This window comes from Thalassospira sp. GO-4 (assembly GCF_023588965.1).
Classification (GTDB): domain Bacteria; phylum Pseudomonadota; class Alphaproteobacteria; order Rhodospirillales; family Thalassospiraceae; genus Thalassospira; species Thalassospira povalilytica.
This window is the reverse complement of record NZ_CP097807.1, coordinates 4,126,934-4,150,541: the sequence shown is the minus strand read 5'-3', so window position 1 is coordinate 4,150,541 and position 23,608 is coordinate 4,126,934. Positions and strand designations below refer to the sequence as shown.

The following is a 23,608-nucleotide window of genomic DNA, read 5'->3' as shown; positions in this document are numbered from 1 at the left end:
CAAATATTGAAATTCAATTATTTGGCATATCCGAACCAAGCAGGCCCGCAAGTTCGCAAAGCTCCCCATCAAGGGCGGCACGGGCCTTTGTGCAGGCTGCTTCGTAAAGTTCGATCACCCGCATGCCGGTGGCGGTCAAAGTTGCTCCGCCATGGCCGCGCCCGCCGATGCTTGTTTCAATCACCGGATCGGCAAAGCTGCGATTAAGCTCGTCAATCAGCAACCACGCCCGGCGATAGGACATCCCCATAGACCGCGCCGCTGCCGAGATCGAGTGATGCGCATCCACCGCCCGCAGCAGATCGACCTTGCCATAGCCAAGCCGAACACCGTCGGGCAGTTCAATTTTCAGTCGGACCGTAAGTTTTTCGCCTGTCATGGCGCTACATTATCCCGACCGGCAATTGCCCGCCAAGATCAAAGATCAGGGGGCCTGGCAACGGGTCACATTCGCGGTCACGCGACCGGCGTGATCAGTTCCCCGCGCGTATCCCAGGCATCAAGATTATCCACAACAAGCTGCGCCATGGCATCGCGGGTTTCAACAGTACCGCTGGCATGATGCGGATACAAAACCACGTTTTCGAACGCGGCAAAAGCCCGGTCCATGTTTGGCTCATTATAAAAGACATCAAGCCCGGCACCGGCAATCCGCCTGGTTTCAAGGGCCTTGATCAGGGCAGGCTCGTCAATGACAGAACCGCGCGCCACATTGATAACAAAACCGTTTTCCCCCAATGCCGCCAGCACATCGGCATTGATGATCCCCTCTGTTGCTGGCCCGCCCGGACAGGACAGCATCAGGATATCGGCCCATGTCGCCAGATCGGTCAAACGATCAAAAAACCGGTAATCGACCGGCTTTGGATTACGTCCGAAATAACCGATTTCAAGCCCGCTTGGCGCGGCACGCGATGCAATCGCCTGACCGATCCGGCCCAGGCCGACAATGCCAAGTTTCTTGCCCCGCACTGAACGGGTTAATGCCATCGGCCCGACCGATGCCCATTTGCCACTGCGCGCCCAGTCATCACCGGCAACCAGTTTGCGCAAGGTCGCATGCATCAACATGATCGCGGTATCGGCAACATCATCTGTCAGGATATCGGGGGTAATTGAAACCCGGATGCCGCGCGCCCGGCACGCTTCGAGATCAATCTGATCATAGCCGACCCCGAAACTTGTAATCACTTCAAGGTTTGGCAACCGGCCCATCAGATCGACAGATAGTCCAAACCGTGCGGAAGTCACAACAGCAGTTATCTTGTCCCCCATGCGATCAAGAAACGCCGCCTTGTCATCGATCTGATCATAACGATGAAGGTCATATCGCTTGGCAAGCTGCGCGGTATAGGCAGGACGAATATCCGTAATCGCAAGAACAGACCGGGTCATGATCAGACTTTCATTGGGGCAAACAAAGACCAAAACTACCCAATGCCAACTTGTAAAACAAGTTGATAAGACAAATAACAATTGCCGATTTTGCCCAACGCCAGCGCAAAGATAGGCCAACCGTTAACATCGCAACTCTCAACAAAGGCAGCCCGCAAAAGGTGACGCTGTTCCAACCCAACCTGCGTTTCTTGAACAAGCAGAATTCGGACCAACTACCCTTGATAGCTTGGCGTCCGACTGTCGATCACTTCATCTGCACCGAGAAATCCATTAACAATTTTGAATAGACCTGCCGGTCATTCAATTTCCCCGCGCACCTCCCGAATGGTACCCAAAATTATGCCTCTGCCCTGAACATCATTGGACAGAGCAGCACGAACATGGTTGCGGCGATCAAGACGTCGCCAAACGCAATTAGACAAAACAAATTGGCTTTCGTGGCACGGGCCGTCATCGGACCCGGCATGCAAAGCCCCCAATCGTTGCGTAACACTCGGGAGGAAAATGATGTTTCGCAAATTACTGATTGCCGGTGTCATGACATCGGCACTTGCTGTCTCGTTCAATCAGGCACAGGCCGCCGACTACACCCTGCGCTTTTCGCATCAATGGCCGCCGGTTGCCGGCATGCAAAAGGACCTGTTCCAGGTCTGGGCTGACACCATCGCCAAGGAATCCGATGGCCGGATCGAAGTTGAAATGTATCCGTCCGCAACCCTTGCCGCACCGCCCGCACAATATGAAGCGGTCGAAGACGGCATTGCCGATGTCGCCGCCGCCATTCAGGGCTATACCGCCAACCGCTTTCCGCTGACCCAGGTGGTGGAGCTTCCGGGCCTGATCAAGAATGCCGCCCATGGTTCCTGCATCATCCAGAGCCTGTATGACGAAGGCCTGATTTCCGATGAATACAAGGGCACCCGGCCGCTGTTCCTGTTCACCCACGGTCAAGGTCTTTTGCATACCGGGGACAAGCTGATTGCCACCCCGGATGATCTGGCCGGGCTTCGTATTCGCCGTCCGACATCTGTGGTTGCCAATATCCTTGAAGCAGCAGGCGCGCAACCGCTTGGCATGCCGGCCCCGGAATCCTATCAGGCCATGCAGCTTGAGGTGATTGACGGTGTTGCCCTTCCATGGGAAGGCGCATTGGCTTTCCGTCTTAATGAACTGGCCAAGGCCCATACCAGCGTCGGGGACCTTTACACCCTGTCCTTCCTTGTCACCATGAACGAAGACAGCTTTGAAGACCTTCCCGAAGACCTTCAGGACGTGATTACGAAAAATTCGGGCATGGCATGGTCGGAAAAGGCCGGGAACCTGTTTGACGCCCTTGATGCCAAGGGTCTGAAACAGGCACAGGATGCCGGTCACACCTTCCTGACGGTTGAGGGCGGCGTTGACAACCCGGCCTGGAAGCCGGTTCTGGACAAAGCAACGGAAACCTATCTGGCCGATCTTGAAAGCCGCGGTCTTCCGGCCCGCAAAGTCTATGCCCGCGCCAAGGAACTTGCCGCGACATGCAAGTAAGCTCGACCACAGAGCCTGCCCGCAAGGCTTTCTTCCTTCTTGACCTGACCGACCGCATCGCCAAGGCGATGCGGATCGGTAGCGGGGTTCTTCTGGTCTTTATCATGACAGTCACGCTTGTCGATGTCATCGCACGCACGATCTTTGCCGCGACGAATGGCGGCATTGATGTCACCTTTACCGGGGCGGTCGAACTGGTCAGCTATGGCATGATGGCGATGGTTCTTCTGGCCTTTCCCTATGGCGTCGACAAGGGACAGGTGATTGTCGATCTGTTTACCGACAATCTGCGCCGCCGCACCAAAATGATCCTTGAAGCCGTTTACATGTTCGGCTTTGCCGCCCTGTCATCTGGCATGACGGTTCGGTTTTTCGAAGTTGCCGGTCGCATGCGACGGTCCGGTGAATCCAGTCAGGATCTTTTGATCCCCCTTCACATTGTCTACAGCCTTGCATCCTGCGCGCTGGCGTTCCTTGCCCTGCGCTGCATCCTGCTTGCAATTGACTATCTTGTTTCAGGAGCTAAACGACCATGAGCGCGCCCCTGATTGGTCTTATCTGCGTTGCGGTCATGCTGTTGCTGATTGCGTTTCGCTGCCCGATTTCACTGGCGATGTCGGCGGTCGGCTTTGTCGGCTTTGGCTTTATTGTCGCATTCAAACCGGCCTTTGCCCTGCTTGAAAAGGGACCGTTTGAAACCCTGACCGCTTATGGTTTCAGCCCGGTCCCGATGTTCATCCTTCTGGGTGTTTTTGCCTCCAAAGCCCGCATGTCGGCCGAACTGTTTAACGGTGCGAAGACATTCTTTGGCGGCTGGCGCGGCGGCATGGGACTGGCTGCTGTCACGTCCTGTGGCGTGTTTTCCGCCATTTCCGGATCGTCGCTGGCCACCGCGGCCAGCATGGCACGCGTTGCCCTGCCCGAAATGAAAAAGAACGGATATGTGCCGTCCTTTGCCGCCGGGACGCTTGCCGCGGGCGGCACCCTTGGCATCATGATCCCGCCATCAATTGCGCTTTTGCTATATGCGCTGATTACCGAGCATTCGGTTGGCCAGATGTTCATGGCCGGGATCATTCCGGGCTTGCTGGGTCTTGTGCTTTATTGCGTAACCATTGCTGCCATCGTGTTTTTCAAACCCGACGTTGCCAAACCCGGCCAGCCGACAACAATCAAGGAAAAGATTATCGGCCTTAAGGGGCTTTTGCCGTTTGCGGTGATCTTTGCCTTTATCATTGGCGGGATTTATGGCGGGTTCTTCACCCCGACCGAGGCAGCCGCAGTTGGCGCATTCTTTACCATGATCCTGGCCTTTGTCCGCGGCATGACCGGCACCCAGTTTATCGAGGCGATTGGCGAAACCCTGACCCTGTCGATCATGATTTTCTTCATGCTGGTCGGGGCGGAAATATTTGGCTATTTCCTGTCGGTGTCGCGCATTTCCCATTCGCTGGTCGAACTGGTGGCACAGCTTGACATGCCACCTTATGCGGTTCTGTTCTGTGTGCTGGCCCTTTATGTCGTGCTGGGCTGTGTCATGGACAGTATTGCCATGCTGCTTTTGACCGTGCCGGTGGTTTACCCGATTGTCATTGCCGCCGGGTTTGATCCGGTCTGGTTTGGCATTCTGACCGTGATTACAGTCGAACTTGGCCTGATTACACCGCCTGTGGGCATGAATGCCTTTGTCATCAAGTCGGTCGCGCCCGACATCCCGATTGGTCAGATTTTCCGTGGTGTGATGCCGTTTGTCATTTCAGACATCGTGCGTCTTGCCGTGCTGATTGCTTTCCCGTCGCTGGTTTATGCACTTCTGTAACGCCGCGATCCGATAACGCCCATACTGAAAGGAAACGGACATGTCTGAACCCTGTTTTGATGTTGCCCATCTCGGTCATGTCGAGTTGCTGACCAACAAATTCGAAGAAAGCCTGGATTTCTTCGTCAATGTTTATGGTCTGACCGAAAGCGGTCGTGATGAAAATTCTGTCTATCTGCGCGCCTGGGACGATTACGAGTTCCACAGCCTGAAACTGACCAAATCCGACACCACCGGCGTTGGCCATATCGGCTATCGCGCAAGTTCCGAAGCCGCCCTGATGCGCCGCGTCAAAGTGATCGAGGAAATGGGATGCGGTATTGGCTGGGTCGATGGCGATATGGGCCATGGACGGGCGTATCGCTTTACCGATCCGGATGGCCATGTGTTTGAACTTTATTACGACACGGTCAAATATCAGGCCCCGGAATCAGAAAAGCCGGCACTTAAAAACATTGCACAGCGTTATCACGGTCGTGGTGTCGCAGTACGCCGTATTGACCACCTGAACCTTCTGGCCACCAATGTCGAAGCCATTCGTGACTTCATGCAAAAGGCACTGGGATCACGCGTGACCGAACAGATCATGCTTGATAGCGGCGTGCTTGCCGGGTGCTGGTTTACGGTCAATAACAAGACATATGACATTGCCTATACCAAGGATGCGACCGGCACGCCGGGCCGTTTTCACCATGTGACCTATGCGCTTGATCAGCGCGAGGATGTCCTGCGCGCAGCCGACATCTTCCTTGAAAACAATGTTTTCATCGAAACAGGCCCGCACAAGCACGCCGTTCAGGGCACGTTCTTCCTGTATGTCTATGAACCGGCCGGCAACCGGGTCGAGGTTTGCAACGCCGGGGCACGTTTGATCCTGCAACCCGATTGGGAAACCGTCACCTGGACCGAAAGCGACCGCAAAAAGGGGCAGGCATGGGGACTGAAAACCATTTCGTCCTTCCATACCCATGGCACCCCGCCGGTGCCGGACGCCGCAGAATAATCATTTGTGATCTGCAAGCTTCATCCAGATACGGCAAAGGCAGGGTGCGAACCCTGCCTTTTACATTTCCGGTCAAACTCAGAACGGATTTACTTCTTTGCCATCGCCTCAAGGATCATATCGGCCCGTTCGCGATAGCCGAGATCCCCGGCATCAAGCTTCAATTCACCAATGGTTCGCTGCCAATCGACAGTGGCCTTGGCCATACCGTTATTAAGGCCAAGTTCCTCGACCGTCAGTGCGACTTCTTCCATTTCGGCTGCACGACGAATGCCATGCGTCATGGACCGTTCAAGCATATAGGCGGCCTTTTCCATGAAGTCGAACCCCGGATAGGTTTTATCAAGGGATGCCAGCACGGTTTCATCAACGCCGGCACGACGCCCAGCCAAGACACATTCGGCGAACAGTGCTTCGAGCCCTTTCATCATCACGGATCGCACCATCTTGATCGCCGATCCGGCACCGACGGTGTCACCGGCAATACCCGGCTCCATGCCAAGAGATTCCAGAACCGGTTTTGCCGCCTCGGCATGCGGACCGCTTAGCAGGATCGGGGTTTTGTGCAATTTCGGATAAACCGGCGCCATCACCGCCATATCAACATATTTTGCGCCTGCTGCTTCGATCAGTTCGGCATTGCGGCGCTTGGTGCCTGGCGCACATGAATTGCAATCAAAGAAAAACGCACCCGGTTCAATCGATGCCGCGGCATCACGGGCAACCGTTGCTGCCTGATCAGCCGTCACCAGCGAGAAAACAAGTTCCGCGCCCGAAAGGGCGACCTGGCCACTGACTGCACCGGTGACACCGGCAGCAACATAATCGGCATTCTTGGCTTCGCGGATGGCGGTATCGGCACTTGTTGTCTTGATGTCAAAAGCCCGCGTGACCGGCACGATGTCATGGCCCCAACCTTTTACAAAGGCCTGTGCAGCTTCGCCGAACCCCAGAAAGGCGATGGTATTGATGGTGACTGTCATATTCTTGAAGTTCCCGATCTGATTTTTTGTTGTGATGGGCCGCCACAAGGCGGCAGATGTGAAGTCATTGCCTCTCTGCTATCATTTCATGGCTGTCAGGGAAAATTGATTGCCCGAAATCGGCATTCAAAATGCAAATAGGTCCGTTTTCCGGATCGGGCGTGCCTACCACAAAGTAGCAATGTTTTTGCTGATCGCTTCCAGGCGCTCTATCAGGTTTTGCTGTATCGATGTTGGCGACCAGCCTTTGCGCACTGTAAGCCCGATTGGACGTTCGGTATCGGGAAGATCAATCGGCAACATGGTCAGTTCACCGTATTTTTCTTCCTGCATGATCTGATGGCGCGAAATGATGGTCAGCTTGTCACTGGTCGACAGCATCCGCCGGATCAGGATCAATGACCCGGTTTCAACGATGCTTTGCGGGCGCAGACCACCATCAACCGGGAACATGGTTTCGAAATAATCCCGGGTCGGAGCCCCCCGTAACGGCACCGCCCAGCCATACGCCGCAAGATCGGCAGGTGTCAGCTTTTTCTGGCGAAGCAACGGATGATGAACCCGCCCGACAATTGCCAATGGATCATCAAACAATTTGTGCTGAACCACATCATCGACCGGCACCGGATCGCGCAGCGCACCGATCAGAAGATCAATGTCACCGTGCCGCAACCCGAATAACAAATCCTGATAAGGTCCGTCGACCACCCGCAATCGGGTATCGGGAAATTCTTCCATGATGGCATTGATCGCATTGGGCAGAATGGCACTACGCGCAAGCGGCATGCTGCCAATCACGATGCGGCCACCACGCCCGCCCTTCCAGGATGCAATTTCGTCTTCGGCCTGCCCCAGTTCGACCAGTGCCAGTTTGGCAAACATCACGAATGTTTCGGCCTGTTTGGTCAAAAGGATGCCTGTACTGGCCTTTTCAAACAGCGGCACGGCACAAAGCTGTTCAAGTTCGCGCGCCGCCCGGTGCAAGGACGGCTGCGACACACCGACATTGCGTGCCGCCAGACTGAAACTGCCCGCCTCGGAAATGGCAATCAATGCGCGCAATTGCACGCCGGTGACCAGTTGATGCAATTTGACCTGATGACCGCGATTGCGCCGCCCGATGCGCATGATCTCGGCGGTCGCCTGGACAAGGTAATCCTGCAAACGTTCAACACGGCGAACAAATATCTTTCCCGGTTCGGTCACAAACACGCCTTCGGGCCTGCGATCAAACAGTTCCACCCCCAAAAGACGTTCGACTTTTGCCACCGCCTGCGTCACGGCGGGCTGGGACATGTAAACGTCTTCGGCAGCGGCACTGATACTTTGACGGTGGGCCACCGCAAGACAGGCACGCAGATGTTTGAGGTTCGGATTTTGCAGGCTCATTAAGGACGTTCTCCCTGTGATCGCGCACACATTATAGAAAGAACTTATAGCAAATACCATTGGTTCTATTTCACCTGACGCGGCATGGCACCTAGCATGATTTCACAAAACCAAACCAAGCTAGGGAGTCAGAAACGTGACCACCACCAAACCGACCGCACTGGTCATCAGTGCGCATTCTGCGGATTTTGTCTGGCGCTGCGGCGGCGCGATCGCGCTGCATGCCAAGAAGGGTTACGACGTCACGGTCGTTTGCCTTTCTTATGGCGAACGCGGTGAATCCGCCAAGCTGTGGAAGCAGGAAGGCTGCACGATGGAGCGGGTCAAAACCGAACGTCGCAAGGAAGCCGAAAACGCTGCCAAGGCGCTTAACGTTCATGACATCAAGTTCATGGATGTCGGTGATTACCCGCTTGAACTTTCCCGTGATCAGAAATTCGAACTGGTCGACACCATTCGTGCTGTTCAGCCGAAATTCATGCTGAGCCACAGCTTTGTCGACAATTACAATACCGACCATTCCTATGCGACGCGTGTGGCGATTGAATGCCGCATGATCGCGCAGGCCTGGGGCCACAACCCGGGTGAAAAGGTTCTGGGTGCGCCGCAGCTTTATCTGTTTGAACCCCACCAGACCGAACAGATGGAATGGAAGCCTGACCATTTCCTCGATATCACCGATGTCTGGGATCAGAAATGGGCGGCGATCCAGTGCATGGAAGGCCAGGAACATCTTTGGCACTATTATGAAAATGTTGCTGAAAACCGCGGCAACCATTTCCGCCGCAATTCGGGCGGTCAGGCCGGTGGTCGTAACGCCAGATATGCCGAAGGTTTCCAGTCGGTCTATCCGCGCACCGTGGATGAACTGTGATGGGTGGCGTCGTTGTTCAGAACATTACCCGTACCGATCTTTCGATTGTGGACGGTCTGGGTAAATGCGGTGTTGCCACCGTTCACGAAGCTCAGGGCCGTACCGGGCTTTTGCAGTCGCATATGCGCCCGATCTATCCGGGCGCACGCATTGCCGGAAATGCCGTAACGGTTTCCATCGCACCGGCCGATAACTGGATGATCCATGTTGCGGTTGAACAGTGTCAGGAAGGCGACATTCTGGTCGTATCGCCGACCTCGCCCTGTGATGCCGGATATTTTGGCGAACTTCTTGCCCGGTCGCTGATGCATCGCAAGGTCCGCGGCCTGATCATCGAGGCCGGTGTACGTGATGTGCTTGATCTTACCGAAATCAAATTCCCGGTCTGGTCCAAGGCTGTTTCGGCACAGGGCACGGTCAAGGAAACGGTTGGTTCGGTCAATGTGCCGGTGACGATTGCTGGTGCCCTGGTAAATCCCGGCGATGTCATTGTTGCCGATGATGACGGTGTTTGCGTCGTCCCCAATGCCAATGCGGAAAATGTCCTGAAACAGTCGATCGCACGCGAAGAAAAAGAAGCCAAGACACGTGCCCGCCTGATGGCCGGGGAATTGGGTCTGGATATTTATGACATGCGCCCGCGTCTGGCTGAAAAAGGCCTGAAATATGTCTAGGGGGATCAAGCAAACCGGCGGCATCCGCTGCATGTGGATGCGTGGCGGCACGTCAAAGGGCGGCTATTTCCTGGCAGAAGATTTGCCAAATGACATTGCAGAACGCGACGCGGTTTTGCTGCGTGTCATGGGATCGCCCGATGCCAAACAAATTGACGGGATGGGGGGTGCAGATCCCCTGACCTCGAAAGTTGCCATTGTCAAAAAATCCGATCGCCCGGGCATTGATGTCGATTATCTGTTCTTGCAGGTTTTCGTTGATCGCGCCGTTGTGACCGATCAACAGAATTGCGGCAATATCCTTGCCGGGGTTGGCCCGTTTGCCATTGAACGGGGACTGGTTGCAGCCACATTCGGGCAAACCAAAGTTTCCATCTTCATGGAGAACACCGGACAGACGGCAACCGCAACCATCGAAACGCCAAATGGCAAACCGGTTTATGGCGGGGATGCCCGCATTGACGGCGTTCCCGGCACATCTGCACCAATCCCGCTTTTGTTCAGTGACACTGCCGGAACGACCTGTGGTGCATTGCTTCCGACCGGAAACGAAGTTGATGTGATCGACGGCGTTCCCGTCACCATGATCGATAACGGTATGCCGGTTGTTGTCCTGCGTGCGTCCGACATGGGAATTACCGGGCAAGAAAGCCGGGAAGACCTGGAAAGCGATGCTGCCCTTCGCACCAAACTTGAAAGCATCCGCCTGAAATGCGGACCGTTGATGAATCTTGGTGATGTCAGCGACGCATCCGTTCCCAAAATGACCATGGTTTCGCCCGCCCGAAATGGCGGTGCCATTTCCACACGGACCTTCATCCCGCATCGTTGCCATGCCTCGATCGGGGTATTGGGCGCGGTCAGTGTGGCAACGGCCTGTCTGCTTCCGGGATCACCGGCCGCAAGCGTTGCTGTTGGCAATATCGCCGATCTCAGCACGATTTCGGTCGAACACCCGTCCGGGGAAATGAGCGTAATCATCGAAAAGACCAAAGACGGTACGGTCGAAAAGGCCGGCCTGCTGCGCACCGCACGCAAACTGTTTGACGGGACCGTTTTCATCGATTGATGACGATGCCCCGCCAAAAGCAAGAAACAATAATAACAAGAATAAACAAGGAAGTAGGAGGAAGCCCATGACGCGGAACCCGCGTGTGGCAAAACACATCAGCGCATTGTTTTCCGATGCGCGTCTGGCGACGATCCATTGCCTTTTGATCCCGCATCACGCCGGGGTCGTGCCGATATGCGCAAAAACGGGGGCACGGCCATGATCAATTCGGCATCCCTGCGCAATCATCTGATTACCGCGCTGGCATCAAGCATGGTGGTTGCCTGTATTCTTTGGAATCTTGAAGCACCGATCCGCTTGGGCTTTGCTGTTTTGCCGCAACAATATATGGCCTTCCAGCTCGGTATGGCTTTGACCATCGCCTATCTGAAGTTCAATTTCCGCGGCGAGGAAAAGCAAACCATCGGCTGGTTCCACGGCACGGTTGCCGCGATCATATTTGCGGTTCTGATGTATGCAGCACTTGATTTTGTCTGGCTGCTGCAAGAACAGGCTTATCGGCCCTGGCAGATTACCCTGATTGGTGCAGTGGTAACGCTTGGTGTGGTCGAAGGGATCCGTCGGCGGACCGGCTGGATGCTTTTTGCCATCGTCCTTGTTTTCATGGTCTATTCACTGTTCGCCGACAAGGTGCCCGGTCAGTTGATCGGCAAGGCGCTGACCATTGAACGGATGGTCCAGTATATCGGCTTTGACCCGAATGCGGTGTTTTCCACCCCGCTTGCGGTCGGCACGATCATCGTCATGCTGTTCGTCTTTTTTGGCAAATTGCTGTTTGCTGCGGGTGGCGGGAACTTCTTTACCGATCTTGCCATGGCGGCCACCGGTCGATCACGGGGTGGCAGTGCCAAAATCTCTGTTGTCGGGTCGGCATTATTCGGATCTATTTCGGGCAGTGCGGTATCGAACGTCGTCACCACCGGGGTGGTGACCATCCCGCTGATGCAGCGCGGCGGCTATACCAAACGCGATGCCGGTGCGATTGAAGCCGTGGCGTCAACCGGCGGGCAGCTTACGCCGCCAATCATGGGGGCGGCGGCCTTTTTGATGGCCGAGTTCCTTGATATTTCCTATTTCACCGTCGCGGGCGCCGCACTTATTCCGGCCATCCTTTATTATCTGAGCGTCTTCACCCAAGTCGACCTGATTGCCGGACGCGATAATATTCAGCCTGCCGATACGGACACCATGACGGTTCGCGAGGTTCTGAAAGAAGGCTGGCACTTTATCATCCCGTTTGCTGTCCTTCTGGCTGCCCTGTTCTGGTGGCGAATGGATCCCGAAGATTCCGCACTTCTGGCGGCGGTTGCAATTGTCATTGTCGGTTTCGTGCGCGGGTATCGAGGATATCGACTGACACCCCGAATGCTGGGCCGGACCTTTGTTGAAACCGGAACGGGCATGGTTGACCTGATCCTTGTGGTGGCGGCGGCCGGGTTCGTGATCGGGATCCTCAACATCACCGGGCTTGGCTTTGCCCTGACACTGGTTCTGGTCGATGCGGTTGGATCAAACGCCTTCTTGCTGCTTGCCGTATCGGCAGTGATTTGTGTGATCCTTGGCATGGGCATGCCGACATCGGGCGTTTACGTCCTGCTGGCCGCACTGGTTGCACCATCCCTGGTCGAAGCCGGAATTGATCCGATCGCGGCACATCTGTTCATCCTGTATTTCGGGATGATGTCGATGATTACCCCGCCGGTTGCCCTTGCGGCCTTTGCCGCGGCAACAATCACCGAGGATGACCCACTGGCCACCGGAATTGCGTCCATGCGCATTGGCTGGGCGGCCTTTATCCTGCCCTTCATCTTTGTCGAAACCCCGGCAATTCTGATGCAGGGAAGCTGGATCGATATTGCCCTTAACCTTGGTCTTGCGATCATCGGGGTGATTGCCGTAACCGCCGGGATTGTCGGGTATTGGTCGCGTGGTCTTGGGCCGATGTTGCGCATCGCCTTTACCATTCTTGGCTTTGCAGCCTTGCCGCTGGGCTTCCTGCCCGCCGCATTCAGCATTCAACTTCACATCATCGCCGCAATCGCAGCCATTTTGCTGGCTGTCGGCCTGCGGTTTCAGGGAACACACCAAAAGAACGAAGTGAAATCAGGAGGAAACTGAAAATGAACAAACTTACCAAGGCATTGTCTGCCGGGCTGATGGGCCTTGCAATCAGTGCAAGTGCCGCATCCGCCCAGGTCGTCACCGTCGCCACCGGCGCCCAAGGCTCACTTGCCTATAATTCCGGTCAGGCCGTTGCCAAAGTCGCCAATGATGCGGGCATCATCGCGCGGACCCAGCCGCTGGTCGGGTATTTGCCGCTGATCAATTCGGGCGAGGTTGATTTCGGTTTCTCCAACGGTGTCGAAGCGGAATATGCCTATTCCGGGACCGGCAACTATGACCGCGCCAATGGCAATATGCGTCTGGTCGGAACGATGTTCCCGCTGACCACCGGCCTGATGGCGCCTTGTGATCTCAACCTTAAATCGGTTGATGACCTTAAGGAGCGGGCATCCGAGCTTCGCATTGCCTCGGAATATACGTCATCGACCATCATCCCCTATTACATCATGGGTGGCCTTGCCAATGCCGGCCTGAAATACGAAGATTTCCAGATGGTTCCGGTTGCCAATTTTGTTGCCGGGATCAACGCCCTTGGTGACGGTCTGGTGGATATCGCACTTGTCAGCCTGAATGCCGGTGCCGGTCAGCAGGCCAGTGTGAAACTTCAGGATCGTGGCGGTCTTTGCTATATCTCGCTGGATAATTCGGTGATTGGCACGTCACTGTTCAAGGGCTTTTTGCCCGCCGGCGATATCGTTTCGATGAAACAGAACGAAAAGATCAATGGCCTTCAGAACTATGACGTCAACCTGATGCAGATCCCCTGGGTTCTGATGACCAACGCAGATGTCAGCGACGATCTGGTTTACAAATTGACCAAGGCAATCGCCGAAGGACGCGATGCGCTTAAGGCAACCTTTGGTGCCTTTGCCCGTGCCCAGCCAGAAAAGATGGCCCCGAAAAACCTGATGCCCTATCACCCGGGCGCGATCAAATATTATGAAGAAGCCGGCATTCCGGTCGGCAAATAACCGCGAACTATCATGCGTTACCGGTCTGATTTGCCGGTAACGCATTGACCATCACAGGCACAAGACAACAGGAACACATGACATGATGAAGACCATTACCGCATCGGATGGCCATTCGCTGAATTGCTGGTTTGAACCGGCCGTTGGCGAACGTCGCGGCGGGATTGTTATCCTTCAGGAAATCTTCGGCGTGACCGACCAGCTCAAAGGAGTTGCGGCCAAATATGCAGCCCTTGGCTATGAAGTTGCGATCCCGGCCCTGTTTGACCGTCAGGAACGCGATGCGGTAATTCCGTTTGATCAGGCCCCGCGTGGCCGCGACATGATGCTGGCATCGGATCTTGAGAAAACCGTTGCCGATATCGATGCCGCGGTCAAAGCACTTGCTGCCAATGGGGGCAAAGTCGGTGTGATCGGTTTTTGCTGGGGTGGCGGACTGGCCCTGCGCGCGGCACAGGATCTTGATATTGCGGCAGGTGTTGCGTTTTACGGCACGCGTTTGCCGCAATATCTTGACCGACCGCTCAAGGCTGCATTCCTTGGCCATTTCGGCAGCAAGGATGACCATGTTCCCGCCGAAATGCTTGATCAGGCCAAGGCATATTTGCCGGATATGGAAATTCACATGTATGACGCCGGTCATGCCTTTGCCAATGATGCGCGCCCGTCCTATGTCGCGGATGCAGCAGATGTGGCACATGCCCGCACGGCCGAATTCCTTGCAAAACATGTCGGGTGATCCGGCCCGACCAAGTTTTGGCTTTACCACCACTTGCCTTGATCCTGCGTCCCAGCACGGCCGCCAAATATGGCGCTGCCTGCCGGGCGCCTGACGATAGTTACGAGGATACCCATGCCCCCATCGCCAGATTATCTGCCCTTCCATCCCAACCCGTCCAAACCGAAATTCACCCTGCCCGAAGGAACCTGGGATGCCCATTGCCATGTCTTCGGGCCAGAGGCAGATTTTCCGTTTGCACCGGAACGGAAATACACCCCGGTCGATGCCGGCAAGGACAAACTGTTTGAGTTGCACAAATATCTGGGCGTTGATCGATCCGTCATCGTTCAGGCGACCTGTCATGGTGCGGATAACCGCGCGCTTGTCGATGCACTTCTGGCGTCAAATGGCCGCTATCGCGGCATTGCAACCGTCCGCCCGGATGTCAGCAAGGAACATCTTGATGAACTTGATGCGGCTGGTGTGCGGGGTGTGCGGTTCAATTTCGTCAAACGACTGGTTGATGATACGCCGCGCGACCATTTCCTCAAGATCGTTGAAAAGATCAAACCTTATGGTTGGCACATAGTTGTTTATTTCGAAGCCGCCGACCTGCTGGGGCTTGAGCAGTTCCTGATCGATATGCCGGTAACGGTGGTGATTGATCATCTGGGCCGCCCCGATGTGACCAAGGGCGTTGATCACCCGGACTTTGAGCGTTTCCGCAAACTGGTGCGCGAAAATGACCATATCTGGGTCAAGGTCACCTGCCCGGAACGCCTGACAGTTGCTGGCCCGCCCTATGACGATGTTGTGGCCTTTGGCAAGGCGATCGTCGAAGACATTCCCGATCGCGTGATCTGGGGCACGGACTGGCCACATCCCAACATGAAAAGCCATGTGCCAGACGATGGCAAACTGGTTGACCATATTGCACGCGTTGCCCCCAAACCCGAACAGCAACGCGCCCTTTTGATCGACAATCCGACCCGCCTTTACGATCCGAAATAACCCGGTCGGCCCGGATCAAACCCAAACACCCGACAACCGCAACACCATGTGCGCGATTGTCGGGTGTTTGTTTGCGGGGTCCGTTATTCGGCCAGTTCGCGCATCACCGAAATCAGATCGGATTTGCCTTCAAACCCGATGCCGGGCAGTTCAGGCATGGTGATATAGCCCTGTTCGACCTTTACGCTATCGGGGAAACCGCCATAAGGCTGGAACAGGTCGGGATAGCTTTCATTGCCACCAAGTCCCAGACCGGCTGCGATATTAAGCGACATCTGATGCCCGCCATGCGGAATGCAGCGTTTCGGCGACCAGCCGTGAACCTTGAGAACATCAAGCGTGCGCAGATATTCAACAAGCCCGTATGAAAGCGCGCAGTCAAACTGCAACCAGTCCCGATCCGGGCGCATGCCGCCATGACGCAACAGGTTTCTGGCATCCTGATGGGAAAACAGGTTTTCCCCTGTTGCCATCGGGCCCGGATAAAAATCGGCAAGGGCAGCCTGAAGCTGATAATCGAGCGGATCGCCGGCTTCCTCGTACCAGAACAGCGGATATTCGCGCAGCATCTTGGCATAGGCAATTGCGGTTTCCAGATCAAAGCGGCCATTGGCATCGACCGCAAGCTGGGCCTCGTTACCGATTTCTTCCAGAACAGCTTCGATCCGGCGGCGGTCCTCGTCAATCGATGCCCCGCCGATCTTCATTTTAACAACCGTATAGCCGCGGTTAAGGTATCCGCGCATTTCAGCACGCAATGCCGAAAGATCCTTCCCCGGATAGTAATAACCGCCCGCGGCATAAACAAAGACCCTGGGATCGGCTTCGACCCCGTATGTTTCGGCAAGCAGACGGAAAAGCGGTTTTCCGGCGATTTTCGCCACCGCATCCCAGACCGCCATATCCATGGTCCCGACCGCAACCGATCGTTCGCCATGCCCGCCGGGCTTTTCATTTTGCATCATCGCCGCCCAGATGCGATGCGGATCAAGGTTATCGCCCGCATCATTGATCAGGCTTTTCGGATCGGCCGACAATACGCGATCCCGGAACCGTTCACGGATCAGACCGCCCTGCCCGTAACGTCCGTTGGAATTAAAACCATATCCGACCACCCGGCGGCCATCCCGCACCTGATCGGTGACAACCGCCACCAAGCTGGCCGTCATTTTCGAAAAATCGATATAGGCATTGCGGATCGGGGATGCGATGGGTTTTGTAACTTCGACGATATCGACGATTTGCATGACCAGCTCTCTGTAATGGGCGTCGGTAAATGTGATGAATGGCCATATATTAAGGCTTGAAAAGCGCCTGCATCCAATGTGAACTGGGTCTATGTTTATACAGATTTGGCATAACCAAAATGGAATTGCGCTGGCTTGAAGATTTCATCGCATTGTGTGAGACGCTTAATTTTTCACGTGCAGCCGAAATCAGAAACATCACCCAACCGGCATTCAGCCGCCGTATCCGGGCACTTGAAACCTGGGTCGGAGCGCCCCTGGTTGAACGCACCACGCATTCTGTTTCCCTGACCCCGTCCGGGGAACATTTCCTGTCCCATGCACGGGCAATCTGCTTTTCCCTGACACAGGCCAAGCGCGAGGCCGCCGAACTTGCGAAAACAGCCAGTGCGTCGCTGAATATTGCAGCAACCCATGCGCTGTCCTTTACCTTCATCCCCGAATGGCTGCGCCGCCAGAATGAAGACATCGCACTGGGCCCGCTTAATCTGGTGTCAGACAGCATGCAGGCCTGTGAAAGCCGCATGCTCAAGGGCGAAACAGATTTTCTGATTGCCCATGCCCGGCCGGATGGCCCCGATGCCTCGAATGCGCCGGATGGTTTGCAGCCATCGCTGTTTCAAAGCTGTGTGATCGGGCATGACAGACTGATGGCCGTGATCAGCCCATTACTTGCCGCAAGCGCGCGCACAACGAGGACACCCGTGCCCTATCTGGCCTATAGCACGGAATCCGGGCTTGGCCGGATCATTGCCGCCAGCGATCAAGACGGCGAAATCGCACCACAAGGCAGCGCCAATTTCACATCCCATCTGGCGGCGACATTGCATTCTATGGTCAGAAATGGTGCCGGTTTCGCGTGGCTTCCGGAAAGCCTGATCGCGCGTGATATTGAAACAGGACAGCTACAACCCTTCGAGGTATCCGAGTCATTTGAGCCACCTGTCGCGGGCACGAACACGGGCACAAACCCGCCCCCGTCCATCCCGCTTGAAATCCGCATTACCCGCCCGCGCCATCGCCGAAGTGCACTTGCCGAACGGTTATGGGCCCATGTCACCGGCCATAAAGAAACCCGATCACCGCAATAAGCCGTGATCGGGTCAGGACATAAGGGAAACTGTTCTTATCGTTTCTTGGGGAGGTTAGCCTTGTTCGCGAACCGCATCGGCAATTGCCTTGCCACAGGTGACCGTATTTGCCGTACCGCCAAGATCCGCCGTCCGCAATTCGGTCGACAACAGGACCTTTTCAATCGCGCGCATGATGCCGTCATGGGCATCGGTATGGCCCAAATGATCAAGCATCATCGCACCTGACCAGATCTGGCCGATCGGGTTGGCAATGCCCTTGCCGGCGATATCCGGGGCCGAACCATGCACCGGTTCGAACAGAGACGGGAATTTGCGTTCCGGGTTGATATTGCCCGACGGCGCAATACCGATGGTCCCGGTACAGGCCGGACCAAGATCGGACAGGATATCGCCAAACAGGTTCGATGCGACCACCACGTCAAAGCGATCCGGGTTCATGACGAACTGTGCAGTCAGGATATCGATGTGGTATTTGTCCCAGGTCACATCCGGATAGGACTTTGCCATTTCCAGAACACGTTCATCCCAATAGGGCATGGTGATCGAAATGCCATTGGACTTGGTCGCCGATGTCAGATGTTTGCGCGGGCGTTTTTGGGCCAGCTCGAACGCATATTTCAGGATACGGTCAACACCGACCCGCGACATGACGGTTTCCTGAATAACGATCTCGCGATCCGTGCCGGGATACATTTTTCCGCCAACCGACGAATATTCGCCTTCGGTATTTTCACGAACCACATAGAAATCAATGTCGCCCGGCTTGCGACCGGCAAGGGGTGATGGCACACCGGGCATCAGTTTTGCCGGGCGCAGGCTGACATATTGATCAAAATCGCGCCGGAACTGGATCAGCGATCCCCACAGCGAAATGTGATCGGGCACCGTATCGGGCCAACCAACCGCCCCAAAGAAAATGGCATCGTGATTACCGATCTGTGCCTTCCAGTCATCGGGCATCATCTGGCCATGTTTGAGATAATAGTCGCAGGACCCGAATTCGAACGTATCAAACGCAAGATCGATCCCATAGACCTCGGCGGCTGCTTCAAGGACGCGAACACCTTCGGGCATGACTTCTGTGCCAATGCCGTCCCCGGCGATCACCGCGATCTTATGTTGTTTACCAGCCATTTCAGCCATTTCCTCCTTGTGGGACTAATTCAGATATCAATTAATCAATATTGCACGAAAATCATTCACATTCGTCAAAGTCGGCCCGGTAATCACCGCATCGCCAAGCCGCTCAAAGAAACTGTGTCCGTCATTGTTTGCAAGATATTCTTGCGCCTTGATCCCGGCACCAATTGCGCGATCAAGGGTATCGGGTGTGATCAGGCCACCGGCAATTTCTTCGAGCCCGTCAACACCATCGGTATCCCCGGCAATCGCATAGACCCCGGACAAACCATTAAGCGCAACCGCCAACCCCAGCAGGAATTCCACATTGCGCCCGCCGCGCCCGTTACCCTTTACGGTGACGGTTGTTTCGCCCCCGGACAATAACAGACAAGGTCGCGCAAACGGCTGCCCGCGCAGCACGATCTGACGTGCCATACCCGCCATCACCGTTCCGACGTCAGATGCTTCACCTTCGATCGCATCGCCAAGGATATGGGCGGTAATTCCCATATCACGCGCCTTTTGCGCGGCAGCTTCCAGCGCCATTTGCGGTGTTGCAATCAGAACGGCCTCACATTTTGCAATGCGCGGATCATCATGCTTGATGCTTTCGGTTTCTCCATTTTCAAGCATGGCCCGCACAGCATCGGGAAGTGCGATGTCATAGCGGTCAATAATTGCCAGCGCGTCTGCACAGCATGTCGGATCAGCAACAGTTGGCCCGGATGCCACATCCAGAAGACTGTCCCCCGGCACATCGGAAATCGCCAGGGTCACAACGCGTGCCGGATGGCACATCGCGGCCAGACGACCGCCTTTGACGTTTGAAATATGCCTGCGAACACAATTCATCTCGTCAATTGCCGCACCGGATTTCAAAAGCGCACGGTTGATGTCGCGCAACCCGGCAAGATCCAGCGGCGCAACCGGATCAACCAGTAACGCCGATCCCCCGCCCGATATCAGACAAATGACCAGATCATCCTCACGCAGATCACGCACAAGCTCTGTGATCTTCCGTGTTGCCGCCAGTCCCGCGGCATCGGGGACCGGGTGGGATGCTTCGATGATTTCGATATGCCGGGTTGGCACCGCGTGGCCATATCTTGTAACCACGCATCCCGAAACCGGCCCGGACCAGTGGTGTTCGAGTGCGCGCGCCATCTTTGCCGATGCCTTGCCCGCACCGATCACAATCGTGCGTCCGTCTGGCGGCGCAGGCAGATGCGCCGGCACACAGATATCGGGATCAGCAGCACGCACAGCCGTTTCAAAAAGCTCCGTCAGGAACCTTTTGATCGCCGTGCTATCGCCAATGCCAGACATCATGTCATCCCCTGTCATCTGCCTGCCCAACGATCAGACGTTATCGCCGTGGATTGCCGCAATCACGGCATCGGTCACCTGACGGGTGGTGGCATTGCCACCCAGGTCGGGCGTATGCAGGGACGGATCAGCGGTAACGCGTTCCACCGCACGCATCAAACGATCCGATGCCGCCTTTTCCCCCAGATGATCAAGCATCATCACCGCACTCCAGAATGTTGCGACCGGATTGGCGATGCCTTTGCCCGTAATATCAAAAGCCGACCCATGGATCGGTTCGAACATCGACGGGAAATTGCGTTCGGGATTAAGGTTTGCCGTCGGTGCAATGCCAAGCGACCCGGCAAGGGCAGCGGCAAGATCAGACAAAATGTCGGCATGCAGGTTGGTGGCAACGATGGTATCAATGGTTTCCGGACGCAGGGTCATGCGCATGGTCATTGCATCAACCAGCATTTTGTCCCATTCGACATCCGGATATTCGGCCGCCACTTCCTTGGCGATTTCATCCCACATCACCATGCCGTTGCGCTGGGCGTTGCTTTTGGTGACCACGGTCAGTTTCTTGCGCGGGCGTGACCGGGCAAGGTCAAAGGCAAACCGCATGATGCGCGTGACACCGGCACGGGTGAAAATCGAAACTTCGGTTGCGACTTCTTCGGGAAGGCCGACATGCGACCGACCGCCCTGCCCGGCATATTCGCCTTCGGAGTTTTCGCGCACGATCACCCAGTCAAGTTCGCCCTGTTTGACATTGCGAAGCGGGCTTTCGATGCCCGGCAAAATACGGGTCGGACGCACATTGGCGTATTGATCAAACGGCTGACAAATCGCAAGACGCAACCCCCAAAGGGTCACATGATCGGGAACATCGGGCGCACCCACGGCACCGAAATAGATCGCATCATGATCCTTGATCTGATCGCGACCATCGGCCGGCATCATGATGCCGTGTTTTTTGTAGTAATCCGATCCCCAGTCAAAGCTGTCGAAGCTCATGGTGAAGCCACCATCCCGCTTTGCCAGGACATCAAGTACTTCTACACCGGCCGCAACAACCTCTTTACCAATTCCGTCACCCGGAATGGCAGCAATACGATAGTTCTTCATCACAAGTCTCTTCAGTTTGCAGATTAATTTTATAAGGGTTTGACGCGTGTCCTAGAAAAGCGCACCGGTTGGCATTCTGATCAGCAGCACTTCGGCCATCAGAAGATAAAGCCCCCCGACAATCACAAGCCCGCCGACCGCTTCGCCAAGGATGCGCTTGGCCGACATATGCTCGTAACAGGCAACGCGTCCCAAAATCAGGAAGGCCAGAATGGCAGCAATGCCAAAGCCAACCATCGGGATCACCGCCACCCAGACAATCATGGCAATGACCAAAGCAACCCGGCGTGCGTTTGAACTATTGTCAGCAACGCCCCCTTGCTCCGGACCTGCCGGTTTACGCAAAATATTGAGCCCCAGAAGCATCAGTGACATGACAATGATCGCCACCGAAATCGTGCTGGGGAAGACCGACCCCATCGGGGTCATGGCAGATGTTTCCGCAAATGCCCAGACAGCCACACCAATCAGCAATACAGACAGGAACATGCCCGCATGATCACGTGGTTTTGCCAGCTGTTTTTTCAATCCTGCCAGGGGTGCAAAACCGCTTTTTGCAACTGGCTCGACGTCACCCACGGTGGTTGATCCCTGACTGTCGGCATAGCTGCGTGCCGCATCAAGCGCGCGCTTCTTGGCGTTTTCCTTGCGCTTGGAAAAAACAAGCGGATAAAGCAGGGTAAAGGCGGCAAGGGCGACAATCGCCAGACTGATCGGACGCCCAAAGAACATACCGACAAGATTATGGGTCGCATTGCCGATCAGATAGGACTGCACAAATCCCTGTTCGGCGATCTGACCGAGCACCAGACCAAGCACAATCGGCGACGGCGCAAAACCGCACCGGTTCAAAAGCCAGCCAATCACGCCAAGCGCCAGCATCATCTGCACATCATGCAGGTTGCTATGGATGGCAAAGCTGCCGACAACGGTCAAAAAGGCAATGGTCGGAACCAGAAGGGTCTTTGGGATTGATGCAATCGACTTATAGGCATAGCGCCCGATCAGCAAACCGGCCGGCAACATCAAGGCCGTTGCAATCAAAAGACCAAAGATAAAGGTGTAAACAATATCGCCCTGCTGGGAAAACAGCGTCGGACCAATCTTGATCCCCTGTACCAGCAACGCACCAAGAATGACCGCATCGGGCGGCGTACCGGGAATACCCAGAACCAGGGTCGGGATGAAACCGCCACCAACTGTTGCGTTATTGGCAGATTCCGTTGCGATAATGCCATCGGGTGCGCCATTGCCGAATGTTTCGGGCTTTTTCGATGACCGGCGTGCCTCGGAATAGGAAACCAGTCCGGCAATCGATCCACCCGCACCGGGCAAAACCCCGATCACAGTCCCGATAATCGAGCTGCGCAGAACGTTGAATTTGCTTTCCCAGGCGATGCCGAATGCTTCGCGCAGGCGAATGCCGCGGTTGCCATGTTCGACCTTCAGATGCGGGTCAGGCGTTGCAACCAGATCAATCAGAACCGGGATGCAATAAAGCCCGATCAGTGCCGATACGATATCAAACCCGCCCAGCAACATATGGGTGCCCATCGTAAAGCGGATATCACCGCCCACCACAGCAACGCCCACCATCGCCAGCATCAGACCAATACAGCCGCCCAGCAACCCTTTGATGGTGTTGCCAACCGACAGGGCCGAAATCAAAGTCAGTCCGAAAATCGCCAACCAGAAATATTCCGGCGGGCCAAAGGCAAGTGCCACCTTGGCCAGCGGTGGTGACAGCAGCAACAGGAACACACCCCCGACGAGCCCGCCTACAACAGAAGCAAGCGTCGCCAGTGTTACTGCAAGACTGCCATCACCACGTTTGGCCATCGGGAAACCGTCAAAGGTCGTGGCGATCGCCGACGGGGTTCCCGGTGTGTTGACCAGAATGGCGGCAAAGGCACCGCCATAAATGGCGCCGGTATAGATCGCACCCAGTGCAATCAAACCGGTCGCCGGATCCATGGTAAAGGTAAACGGGACCAGAACGGCCACCGCCATGGTTGCCGAGAGTCCCGGCAAAGCACCGATTACAGTGCCCAGAATGACGCCACCAAGTGCCATAAGAATGTTTAGTGGCGTCAAGGCATTAACAAGATAACCCAAGAGCTCCATGACGATGGACCTTTCC

At 55.5% G+C, this 23,608-nt stretch carries 21 protein-coding genes; 12 read left to right on the top strand and 9 right to left on the bottom strand.

Annotated features, from left to right (window positions below):
* Window positions 1-13: 13 nt before the first annotated feature.
* Window positions 14-379 carry a winged helix-turn-helix domain-containing protein gene (locus M9H61_RS18900; protein ID WP_250282311.1) on the bottom strand — a complete coding sequence of 122 codons (366 nt, stop codon included), beginning with the start codon at window positions 377-379 and terminating at the stop codon, window positions 14-16.
* A 77-nt stretch (window positions 380-456) separates the two neighbouring features.
* Window positions 457-1,395, bottom strand: a complete 939-nt coding sequence (locus M9H61_RS18895; RefSeq protein ID WP_250282309.1) for a 2-hydroxyacid dehydrogenase — start codon at window positions 1,393-1,395, stop codon at window positions 457-459.
* A gap of 510 nt (window positions 1,396-1,905) precedes the next feature.
* On the opposite strand from M9H61_RS18895, the gene M9H61_RS18890 reads away from it, so the two are divergent.
* From M9H61_RS18890 to M9H61_RS18875, 4 genes are read left to right on the top strand one after another with little or no spacing between them, the layout of a single operon-like run.
* On the top strand, window positions 1,906-2,928 hold the full coding sequence (locus M9H61_RS18890; protein WP_242512712.1) for a TRAP transporter substrate-binding protein: 1,023 nt from the start codon (window positions 1,906-1,908) through the stop codon (window positions 2,926-2,928).
* Window positions 2,919-3,464 carry a TRAP transporter small permease gene (locus M9H61_RS18885; RefSeq protein WP_250282308.1) on the top strand — a complete coding sequence of 182 codons (546 nt, stop codon included), beginning with the start codon at window positions 2,919-2,921 and terminating at the stop codon, window positions 3,462-3,464. The genes M9H61_RS18890 and M9H61_RS18885 overlap by 10 nt, the downstream gene beginning before the upstream one ends.
* Window positions 3,461-4,747: a TRAP transporter large permease gene (locus M9H61_RS18880; protein WP_250282305.1), complete on the top strand. Its 1,287-nt coding sequence runs from the start codon at window positions 3,461-3,463 to the stop codon at window positions 4,745-4,747. The genes M9H61_RS18885 and M9H61_RS18880 overlap by 4 nt, the downstream gene beginning before the upstream one ends.
* 40 nt (window positions 4,748-4,787) lie before the next feature.
* Window positions 4,788-5,750, top strand: a complete 963-nt coding sequence (locus M9H61_RS18875) for a catechol 2,3-dioxygenase (protein ID WP_114113678.1) — start codon at window positions 4,788-4,790, stop codon at window positions 5,748-5,750.
* An 89-nt stretch (window positions 5,751-5,839) separates the two neighbouring features.
* Here M9H61_RS18875 and M9H61_RS18870 read toward each other — a convergent pair whose 3' ends face one another.
* Window positions 5,840-6,733, bottom strand: coding sequence for an NAD(P)-dependent oxidoreductase (locus M9H61_RS18870; protein ID WP_197460848.1), 894 nt, complete (start codon window positions 6,731-6,733; stop codon window positions 5,840-5,842).
* A 165-nt stretch (window positions 6,734-6,898) separates the two neighbouring features.
* Window positions 6,899-8,122, bottom strand: a complete 1,224-nt coding sequence (locus tag M9H61_RS18865; protein WP_250282303.1) for a LysR family transcriptional regulator — start codon at window positions 8,120-8,122, stop codon at window positions 6,899-6,901.
* 136 nt (window positions 8,123-8,258) lie between these two features.
* Here M9H61_RS18865 and M9H61_RS18860 point away from each other — a divergent pair, with 136 nt between their 5' ends.
* The 7 genes from M9H61_RS18860 to M9H61_RS18830 all read left to right on the top strand — a co-directional run bounded on the left by M9H61_RS18860 (window position 8,259) and on the right by M9H61_RS18830 (window position 15,569).
* Complete coding sequence (locus tag M9H61_RS18860) at window positions 8,259-8,996, top strand: PIG-L deacetylase family protein (protein WP_068519465.1); 738 nt, start codon at window positions 8,259-8,261, stop codon at window positions 8,994-8,996.
* Window positions 8,996-9,670 carry a 4-carboxy-4-hydroxy-2-oxoadipate aldolase/oxaloacetate decarboxylase gene (locus tag M9H61_RS18855; RefSeq protein ID WP_250282301.1) on the top strand — a complete coding sequence of 225 codons (675 nt, stop codon included), beginning with the start codon at window positions 8,996-8,998 and terminating at the stop codon, window positions 9,668-9,670. Before M9H61_RS18860 ends, M9H61_RS18855 begins: the two co-directional genes overlap by 1 nt.
* Window positions 9,663-10,739 carry a 4-oxalomesaconate tautomerase gene (locus M9H61_RS18850; protein WP_250282300.1) on the top strand — a complete coding sequence of 359 codons (1,077 nt, stop codon included), beginning with the start codon at window positions 9,663-9,665 and terminating at the stop codon, window positions 10,737-10,739. Before M9H61_RS18855 ends, M9H61_RS18850 begins: the two co-directional genes overlap by 8 nt.
* Window positions 10,740-10,916: 177 nt before the next feature.
* Window positions 10,917-12,860 carry a TRAP transporter fused permease subunit gene (locus M9H61_RS18845; RefSeq protein WP_250282295.1) on the top strand — a complete coding sequence of 648 codons (1,944 nt, stop codon included), beginning with the start codon at window positions 10,917-10,919 and terminating at the stop codon, window positions 12,858-12,860.
* Between the two features lie 2 nt (window positions 12,861-12,862).
* Entirely contained in the window at window positions 12,863-13,837 is a 975-nt protein-coding gene (locus M9H61_RS18840; RefSeq protein ID WP_250282293.1) for a TAXI family TRAP transporter solute-binding subunit, read from the top strand.
* An 82-nt stretch (window positions 13,838-13,919) separates the two neighbouring features.
* Window positions 13,920-14,576, top strand: a complete 657-nt coding sequence (locus M9H61_RS18835; RefSeq protein ID WP_250282291.1) for a dienelactone hydrolase family protein — start codon at window positions 13,920-13,922, stop codon at window positions 14,574-14,576.
* Between the two features lie 114 nt (window positions 14,577-14,690).
* Complete coding sequence (locus M9H61_RS18830; protein ID WP_250282289.1) at window positions 14,691-15,569, top strand: amidohydrolase family protein; 879 nt, start codon at window positions 14,691-14,693, stop codon at window positions 15,567-15,569.
* A gap of 83 nt (window positions 15,570-15,652) precedes the next feature.
* On the opposite strand, the gene M9H61_RS18825 is transcribed toward M9H61_RS18830, so the two are convergent.
* Window positions 15,653-16,816, bottom strand: coding sequence for a mandelate racemase/muconate lactonizing enzyme family protein (locus tag M9H61_RS18825; protein WP_101245669.1), 1,164 nt, complete (start codon window positions 16,814-16,816; stop codon window positions 15,653-15,655).
* A gap of 119 nt (window positions 16,817-16,935) precedes the next feature.
* Between M9H61_RS18825 and M9H61_RS18820 the strand changes: the two genes are divergently transcribed.
* Window positions 16,936-17,907 (top strand): LysR family transcriptional regulator, encoded by a 972-nt coding sequence (locus M9H61_RS18820; protein ID WP_250282288.1) that lies wholly within the window; start codon window positions 16,936-16,938, stop codon window positions 17,905-17,907.
* Window positions 17,908-17,961: 54 nt separating this feature from the next.
* Here M9H61_RS18820 and M9H61_RS18815 read toward each other — a convergent pair whose 3' ends face one another.
* Genes M9H61_RS18815 through M9H61_RS18800 form a run of 4 tightly spaced genes read right to left on the bottom strand, consistent with a single transcriptional unit; the run spans window position 17,962 to window position 23,592 of the window.
* On the bottom strand, window positions 17,962-19,044 hold the full coding sequence (locus tag M9H61_RS18815; protein WP_206926946.1) for a tartrate dehydrogenase: 1,083 nt from the start codon (window positions 19,042-19,044) through the stop codon (window positions 17,962-17,964).
* A 36-nt stretch (window positions 19,045-19,080) separates the two neighbouring features.
* Window positions 19,081-20,361, bottom strand: coding sequence for a glycerate kinase (locus M9H61_RS18810; protein WP_371922195.1), 1,281 nt, complete (start codon window positions 20,359-20,361; stop codon window positions 19,081-19,083).
* Between the two features lie 30 nt (window positions 20,362-20,391).
* The gene (locus M9H61_RS18805; protein ID WP_114113670.1) at window positions 20,392-21,468 is read right to left on the bottom strand and encodes a tartrate dehydrogenase; all 1,077 of its coding nucleotides are present in this window, start codon (window positions 21,466-21,468) and stop codon (window positions 20,392-20,394) included.
* Between the two features lie 51 nt (window positions 21,469-21,519).
* Window positions 21,520-23,592 (bottom strand): tripartite tricarboxylate transporter permease, encoded by a 2,073-nt coding sequence (locus M9H61_RS18800; RefSeq protein ID WP_250282286.1) that lies wholly within the window; start codon window positions 23,590-23,592, stop codon window positions 21,520-21,522.
* Window positions 23,593-23,608 lie beyond the last annotated feature (16 nt).

What these genes read in the sequence shown, in the direction of transcription:
- M9H61_RS18890 (WP_242512712.1), top strand. Translation starts at nt 1,906, where the DNA reads ATGTTTCGCAAATTACTGATTGCCGGTGTCATGACATCGGCACTTGCT.
- M9H61_RS18855 (WP_250282301.1), top strand. Translation starts at nt 8,996, where the DNA reads ATGGGTGGCGTCGTTGTTCAGAACATTACCCGTACCGATCTTTCGATT.
- M9H61_RS18845 (WP_250282295.1), top strand. Translation starts at nt 10,917, where the DNA reads ATGCGCAAAAACGGGGGCACGGCCATGATCAATTCGGCATCCCTGCGC.
- M9H61_RS18825 (WP_101245669.1), bottom strand. Translation starts at nt 16,816, where the DNA reads ATGCAAATCGTCGATATCGTCGAAGTTACAAAACCCATCGCATCCCCG.
- M9H61_RS18880 (WP_250282305.1), top strand. Translation starts at nt 3,461, where the DNA reads ATGAGCGCGCCCCTGATTGGTCTTATCTGCGTTGCGGTCATGCTGTTG.
- M9H61_RS18805 (WP_114113670.1), bottom strand. Translation starts at nt 21,468, where the DNA reads ATGAAGAACTATCGTATTGCTGCCATTCCGGGTGACGGAATTGGTAAA.
- M9H61_RS18900 (WP_250282311.1), bottom strand. Translation starts at nt 379, where the DNA reads ATGACAGGCGAAAAACTTACGGTCCGACTGAAAATTGAACTGCCCGAC.
- M9H61_RS18830 (WP_250282289.1), top strand. Translation starts at nt 14,691, where the DNA reads ATGCCCCCATCGCCAGATTATCTGCCCTTCCATCCCAACCCGTCCAAA.
- M9H61_RS18835 (WP_250282291.1), top strand. Translation starts at nt 13,920, where the DNA reads ATGATGAAGACCATTACCGCATCGGATGGCCATTCGCTGAATTGCTGG.
- M9H61_RS18865 (WP_250282303.1), bottom strand. Translation starts at nt 8,122, where the DNA reads ATGAGCCTGCAAAATCCGAACCTCAAACATCTGCGTGCCTGTCTTGCG.
- M9H61_RS18820 (WP_250282288.1), top strand. Translation starts at nt 16,936, where the DNA reads ATGGAATTGCGCTGGCTTGAAGATTTCATCGCATTGTGTGAGACGCTT.
- M9H61_RS18800 (WP_250282286.1), bottom strand. Translation starts at nt 23,592, where the DNA reads ATGGAGCTCTTGGGTTATCTTGTTAATGCCTTGACGCCACTAAACATT.
- M9H61_RS18815 (WP_206926946.1), bottom strand. Translation starts at nt 19,044, where the DNA reads ATGGCTGGTAAACAACATAAGATCGCGGTGATCGCCGGGGACGGCATT.
- M9H61_RS18875 (WP_114113678.1), top strand. Translation starts at nt 4,788, where the DNA reads ATGTCTGAACCCTGTTTTGATGTTGCCCATCTCGGTCATGTCGAGTTG.
- M9H61_RS18885 (WP_250282308.1), top strand. Translation starts at nt 2,919, where the DNA reads ATGCAAGTAAGCTCGACCACAGAGCCTGCCCGCAAGGCTTTCTTCCTT.
- M9H61_RS18870 (WP_197460848.1), bottom strand. Translation starts at nt 6,733, where the DNA reads ATGACAGTCACCATCAATACCATCGCCTTTCTGGGGTTCGGCGAAGCT.
- M9H61_RS18850 (WP_250282300.1), top strand. Translation starts at nt 9,663, where the DNA reads ATGTCTAGGGGGATCAAGCAAACCGGCGGCATCCGCTGCATGTGGATG.
- M9H61_RS18840 (WP_250282293.1), top strand. Translation starts at nt 12,863, where the DNA reads ATGAACAAACTTACCAAGGCATTGTCTGCCGGGCTGATGGGCCTTGCA.
- M9H61_RS18810 (WP_371922195.1), bottom strand. Translation starts at nt 20,361, where the DNA reads ATGATGTCTGGCATTGGCGATAGCACGGCGATCAAAAGGTTCCTGACG.
- M9H61_RS18895 (WP_250282309.1), bottom strand. Translation starts at nt 1,395, where the DNA reads ATGACCCGGTCTGTTCTTGCGATTACGGATATTCGTCCTGCCTATACC.